Source organism: Armatimonas sp. (genome assembly GCF_043760365.1).
Lineage (GTDB): Bacteria > Armatimonadota > Armatimonadia > Armatimonadales > Armatimonadaceae > Armatimonas.
Map to the genome: position 1 here is coordinate 1 of NZ_JAYUPA010000135.1, position 6,230 is coordinate 6,230.

Here is a 6,230-nt window from a genome sequence, read left to right on the forward strand (position 1 = left end):
TGAGAGCCGCAACTCGGGTTACTTTCTAGAGATATTTGGGCGTCCCAAACGCGAGATTCTCTGCTCCTGCGAGCGCTCGCCCCAGCCCAATCTTTCGCAGTCGCTGCACCTGGTGAACTCCGGGAGCATCAACGACAAGCTCGCCAATGGCACGACCCTGAAAAAGCTCCTCGCTGACTTCGAGCCCTGGGCCAAACCCGTGCGCGATGCTAGAATTGTTGAGGAGCTGTACTATCTCACGCTCAGTCGCCCGCCCAGCAAGGCGGAGTCGGAAAAGCTGGTGGCACATATTCAAAAACAAAAAGACCGCAAGCAAGGCTTCGAGGATGCCCTCTGGGCCTTACTTAACGCCGAGGAGTTTCTCTTCCAAAAATAGCGCTACAGCGGGAAGTTCACGCGCGTGCCCGTCTTGGCGGACTGGTAGATTCCGACAATTAGCTCTAAAGCATTGCGGGCTTCCTGACCATTCATGAAGGTCTCGCGGTCTTCGCGGATGCACGTGATGAGGTCTTTGAGATGCGCGACATGGCCGCCCAGTGAGATGGCACGGGGATCGCCCGCTCCTTGAGACAGAGAAAGCTCCGCCTTCTCGCCCGTCGCGGTGAAGATCCCGTCTTTGACGACGGGCTCGGCAGCCTTCACTCCGAACATACTCTGCTCCTCGTCGCCAGATGCAAACTGGGCATGACGCACACGGGAGTTGTCAATCTGAACAGCACCGTGCGTGCCATAGATCTCCAGGGACTGCTTGTAGCCCGGGAACATTGCCGTGGAGGCGAGGAGGGTGCCAACCGCGCCGTTTTGAAACTCAATCGTGGCGGAGACAATGTCCTCGACCTCGATGCGCTCGTGGGCAATCGTGCCCATCGTGGCGGCCACGGACTTGACCGGTCCCATGATCCAGCGGAGCTGATCCACGTAGTGAACCCCCTGGTTCATCAGTGCACCACCGCCGTCCAAGTCCCACGTCCCCCGCCAGCCTCCCGAGTCGTAGTAGGCCTGAGTGCGGTACCACTTGGTGACGGACTCTCCGTAGACCAGCTTACCCAGCTTACCCTCATCCAGCCAGCCCTTGAGAAGCTGCATCCCCGACGAGAACCGATGCTGCGAGATCACTTCCAGCTTGACATTGTTTTCTTGACACGCCGCAATGAGCGCATCGGCTGCCGCCAGGGTGACATCCAGAGGTTTCTCACAGACAATGTGCTTGCCCGCTTTCGCCCCTAACACGCCGCAGGAACCATGGAGACCGGAGGGAGTACAGACCGTGAGCACGTCAAACTGCCCCCAGTCCAGCATCGCGGTCAAATCCCTGAAGTGACGAATTTCAAGCTTCTCGCCCACGTCCTGAGCACGATTCCCCACTTCATCACAGACAGCCACCAACTCGGCATCCTCCGGGAGCGCCCGGATGGCGTCGACGTGGGTCCCATGGATCACGCCGCAGCCCACTATTGCAAATCTTAGCTTCGACATCCAGGTAAATTCAACAATTCCCCCCTGAAAACCTTTGCCACTCTTACCGATAACAAAGGCAGACGTTTGTGAGTGCGAGCACCGCCTCAACGAAAGGATGAATTTTATGGGCAATCAGACCCACCCCCAGAAGCAGACTCGTGCGGCATTTCTTATGAGCCTTGGCACCCTCTCTCTCGCTGCCCTCGCGGGCTGCGCAGGCGGTGCCCCGCCCGACAGTGAGTTTGCGGGAAACTATCTCTCGACCTATACCCTTCCCGCCATTGGAGAGAACGGGACATTTTCCTTTACGGTAGAGCAAAAGGGACGGATGGTGGGCTCCTTCACGGATGCAACCACCAACTTGGTCTATGCATTTGACGGTGTGGTGGAAAACAAGGGCAAGTTTACCGGGACACTGAAAAGTGGGACAACCTCCTCGCCGATCAGTGGCCTCTTGTCTATTGGAAGCAGTGGTGGCGGCGACTTCAATGTCACTCGTGGAGTCACGCAGTACCAGGGCCACTTCACCATCGGCGGCTCGCTGACAACCGTCAATAGCGACTACCAGGGGATCTACAGCGGCGTCTACGGAGCAGACACCCGGCTCTTAGTTGAGGGGAAGACTCTGAACGGCCTGGCGAGCTACAGTGTGGATAGCAAGGGAAATATCATAGGCTCCCTCACTCGTGGCGCGGAAACGGGTCTGCTGACAGGAACCATTGGAAATACCGGTGCCTTTCAGGCGACGGTCAAGTTCGCCAGTGCCACTCTCCCCCTCGCAGGAACGCTCATCAAGACTGGCGATGGCTCCGCACAGGGCAACTTCACCTTCAGCTCTAGCGGTACACTCTATCCCGCTTCATTCAGCAAGAGTTCCTCGGTCGTAGCAGGCGGTGACAGCCCGTACAAGGCCTCGTACCGTGGCACCTATGGACTTCCCGAGAAGGGCGAGAACGGCACGCTCAGCTTTACCGTAGATCCCTCGGGCTCGATGATCGGGTTCTTTAGCCAATCTCTCAATAAACCCGTCGGAACCCTTGTGGGCTCGGTCGAGAACGACGGAGGCTTCTCGGGAGAAGTGACCTACAACGCCACCGAGGTCGCAGGGCTTCCTGCGGCGGAGCAGCCGCTCTACACGAAGCGCACGATCCAGGGCAAACTAGGGGCCCGCGCGGGTGCTACGGGCGTCTCCGGCGACTTTACCATGGTCATCAATGGCATCACTTCGGCGGGCAACTTCGAGGCGAGCATCGGCGGCTCCGAGGTGAACAGTAGCTACCGCGCTTCGTACACGGATGCCGGATTCTTCTTCGCGCCTCCGGGCTTCGACGCGAGCCGAGTTCCGGGTGGGAGGTTTACGAGCGCCTCCTCAGTTGAGATTGCGGTAGATAAACAGGGCTCGATCATCGGAAGTCTGGGTTCACACCGCTTCGATGGCCGTATCACCAACGATGGTCGCATTGTCGGGCAGCTTCGTGGTACGGACAGTGCCTGGTATCCCGTCCGTGGCATCCTCAGCAAGGTTATCTGGAAGATCACTCCTCCTGGCGGCACAACCCCTGCTGACTACCCCGGGATTGCGGGCAATCTTTATGTCACGATTACGGGTGAAGAGTATCCCATCGCTATTAAGGCGACCGGAGGCGACGGCACGAACAGCTAGTCACTCTCGCAACAAACTAAAAAACCGGGTGCTTTGGCACTCGGTTTTTTGGGTTTTCTAGATCAGCCCTAGTTTCTTGCCAACACGCTCAAAGGCTGCTAGAGCCTCGTCGAAGTCGGCGTCTGTGTGCGCCGCCGTGGGCATAGTTCGAAGACGCGCTTTGCCACGGCCCACGGTAGGAAAGACAATGGCAAGCGCGAGAATGCCTTCGTCACGCAAAAGCCGCTGGGCTTCTTGTGTCTTAGCTTCGTCGCCAATCATCACGGGCGTGATCGGCGTTTGCGTCACCCCAATCCCAAAGCCGAGTTTTTGCAGTCCCTCTTGCCAGTACTTTGTGTTGGCCCAGAGTTTCTCGGAGAGCTCGGGCTCGTCGCGCATCAGCTCAATGCCCTTGATACACGCGGCGGCGACAGCGGGTGGGCAGCCCGTGGAGAACAGGAAGGGGCGCGCACGCTGCTTCAGAAAGTCAATCAGCGCTGATGAGCCCGCAATATAGCCACCGACCACACCCACAGCTTTAGAGAGAGTCCCCAGCTGAATATCAATCTTCTGATGCACCCCAAAGTGATAGGCCGTCCCGCGCCCGTTCTTGCCCATCACCCCCGAGCCATGCGCATCGTCCACCATCACAGCGGCATCGTAGCGCTCGGCAAGTGCACAAATTTGATCCAGCGGCGCGACATCGCCGTCCATGGAGAACACACCATCCGTAATCACCAGGCGCTTTTTGGCCCCCATCGCGTTTTTCAGTGCGTCTTCCAGGGAGTCCATGTCACAGTGCTGGTAGATCGCGCGCTTGGCCTTGGAGAGACGGCAGCCATCAATAATAGACGCGTGGTTCAGGCTATCGGTAATAATCGCATCGTCGGCATCGGTAATGGTCGGAATCGTGCCCGCGTTAGCCGTGAAGCCACTCTGAAACACCAGCACATCTTCCACGTGCTTAAACTCGGCAATGAGCTTCTCTAGATCATTGTGGAGCTGCAAATTGCCGATAATAGGCCGCACCGCGCCGCCGCCCGCACCAATTGCAAGCGCCGCCTCTGAGGCCGCCTGCCGCAGCCGCATATCGCCTGCCAACCCAAGATAGTTGTTAGATGAGAGGTTAATCAGCTCACGCTCACTACCTGCAATCCGTACCCGCGCCCCGACGGCGCTTGTCACGGTGGTGAGAGGCTTGTAGAGATGCTCGGCATGGAGCGTGTCGAGCTGGCCTTTGAGAAAGTCTTGAAGAGTGTTATTCATACTGTCCCAATTGTACCGCTGATTTGTCCGCCGATTGAAAATCGGCGTCTATAAGCCTGCGGCTGAGAAATCGCTCCGCGATTAGGATAGTAATAATAATATTACCCGGATAGTATTGACAATCATATTATACCCGGATAAAATCCATACTATGATAACTTCGTGCACCGCTTTTGAGGGAATGACACGCATCGCATCCGGCGACGTTCTTACTGTTGCTCGCGCTGTGAAAACGACTCTCGATGCCAACCCGACGGCTTTGCTTCTGATCTTTGACGACACGACGAGCGAGCAAGTGGAGCTAGACTTGCGCGGCAGTTTAGATGAGATTCTCCAGCGCCTTGCCCCGCCACCTGCCGCTCCTAGCACGGCGGGGCGTCCGAAACTTGGGGTCGTCGCACGTGAAGTGACTCTGCTTCCTCGGCACTGGGAGTGGCTGGGGACGCAGTCCGGTGGCGCGTCGGTCGCGTTGCGAAAGCTTGTCGAAGAGGCACGAAAAGCCAGTGCGTGGCAGGACGCGCTCCGCCAGCAGCAAGAGACGACCTATCGGTTTCTCTCCGCGCTGGCGGGCAACCTTCCCCACTTTGAGGAAGCAACTCGCGCCCTCTTTGCCAATAACCGCGAGGGCTTCGCCGAGCAGATGGCAACCTGGCCCCCAGATGTGCGGGAGCATGCACTGAAGCTGATGCGATCTTCGCTCTGATCGCCCCCATGAACGGGGGCGTCTTGTTGTCCTCATTCTTCGGACACGAAGTGCGTGCCGCCCATACCGAATACCGAGTTTACTCGGCATGGCCCGAAGTGGCCTTCGTGTCGGAGCCTGCGACGTCAAAAAGACGCCCCGGTTCATCGAGGCGAAAGATTTATCGAGGCGATCTCAAATAATATCGGCGAGGGTCTCTCTTTGCTTACGAAAGAGTGTCTCCAGCCCGACATTGGCGGTGTCTAAAAGCCGATCCATTTGCTTCCGGTCGTACGGGCGGCCCTCAGCGGTGCCCCGCACCTCGACGTACTTGCCAGTGCCTGTCGCGACAATATCCATGTCCACCATCGCACGGGAGTCTTCCTCGTAACAGAGATCTAAAAGCTCGATTCCCCCGACAATCCCAACTGAGACAGCCGCGATTGAGTCCGAGAGTGCGGGTTTCTTGAGATTGAGGTTGTGCAGCGCTTCGGCGAGAGCGACGTAGCAGCCCGTGATGCTCGCGCAGCGCGTCCCGCCATCGGCCTGAACCACATCACAGTCCAGCGTGATCATTCGCTCCCCCAGCGCCTTCATGTCCACCACAGAGCGCAGGCTCCGCCCGATGAGTCGCTGAATCTCTACCGAGCGGCCGTCGGGTTTGTTCGACTCGCGCGGCTTACGGTCTTTGCCAGAGCGCGGCAACATCGAGTACTCCGCAGTCACCCAGCCTTCCCCACGCCCCTTCATCCACATCGGCACACGCTCCTCGACGGTCGCGGTGCAGATCACCTTTGTGCTCCCCATCGAGATCAGGCACGATCCCTCCGCATTGGGCATGAACCCCCGCTCAATCTTCACCACACGCAGGTCCAGGTTCCCCCGACCATCCACTCTAGGCATTCTCTAACCTTCCATCCTTCCAGACAAGCGGCCACACCGTGGGCAGCCACTCCACTCCCAGTATAGCGCGTGCACTGCGGGAAAACACCGTCGGTATGCCCGACGTAAAGAGTGTGAGGCTTCCCGCATCCTCCCTAGAGGCCGCCACTTGCTCCGCTACCCGACGTGCCACAGCCGCCCCCGTGTCTATCAAAGTCACCTCTGGGCCGACAAGAGCCTGGAGCGCGGGGCGGAGTGCGGGAAAATGGGTACAACCTAGCACCAGTGTATCCGCTCCCG

5 protein-coding genes and 2 pseudogenes are annotated in these 6,230 nt (G+C 58.3%); 3 read left to right on the plus strand and 4 right to left on the minus strand.

Annotated features, from left to right (window positions below; all coding sequences use genetic code 11):
• A pseudogene (locus ACH2EH_RS03500) lies at positions 1-376 on the plus strand (hypothetical protein); the annotation flags it as partial.
• A gap of 2 nt (positions 377-378) precedes the next feature.
• On the opposite strand, the gene ACH2EH_RS03505 reads toward ACH2EH_RS03500, so the two are convergent.
• Positions 379-1,476, minus strand: coding sequence for a Gfo/Idh/MocA family protein (locus ACH2EH_RS03505; protein ID WP_395139016.1), 1,098 nt, complete (start codon positions 1,474-1,476; stop codon positions 379-381).
• Between the two features lie 106 nt (positions 1,477-1,582).
• On the opposite strand from ACH2EH_RS03505, the gene ACH2EH_RS03510 reads away from it, so the two are divergent.
• Positions 1,583-3,121, plus strand: a complete 1,539-nt coding sequence (locus ACH2EH_RS03510) for a hypothetical protein (RefSeq protein WP_395139018.1) — start codon at positions 1,583-1,585, stop codon at positions 3,119-3,121.
• A gap of 57 nt (positions 3,122-3,178) precedes the next feature.
• Here the strand turns inward: ACH2EH_RS03510 and ACH2EH_RS03515 are convergent, their stop codons facing one another.
• The gene (locus ACH2EH_RS03515) at positions 3,179-4,366 is read right to left on the minus strand and encodes a glycine C-acetyltransferase (RefSeq protein ID WP_395139020.1); all 1,188 of its coding nucleotides are present in this window, start codon (positions 4,364-4,366) and stop codon (positions 3,179-3,181) included.
• Between the two features lie 151 nt (positions 4,367-4,517).
• Between ACH2EH_RS03515 and ACH2EH_RS03520 the strand changes: the two genes are divergently transcribed.
• Positions 4,518-5,069 (plus strand): DUF2239 family protein, encoded by a 552-nt coding sequence (locus ACH2EH_RS03520; protein WP_395139022.1) that lies wholly within the window; start codon positions 4,518-4,520, stop codon positions 5,067-5,069.
• A gap of 174 nt (positions 5,070-5,243) precedes the next feature.
• On the opposite strand, the gene rph is transcribed toward ACH2EH_RS03520, so the two are convergent.
• A complete protein-coding gene (rph, locus tag ACH2EH_RS03525) occupies positions 5,244-5,951 on the minus strand; it encodes a ribonuclease PH (RefSeq protein WP_395139024.1) in 708 nt (235 codons plus the stop codon).
• Positions 5,944-6,230 (minus strand): annotated as a pseudogene (locus tag ACH2EH_RS03530) (glutamate racemase); the annotation flags it as partial. The pseudogene ACH2EH_RS03530 and the gene rph, both read right to left, overlap by 8 nt.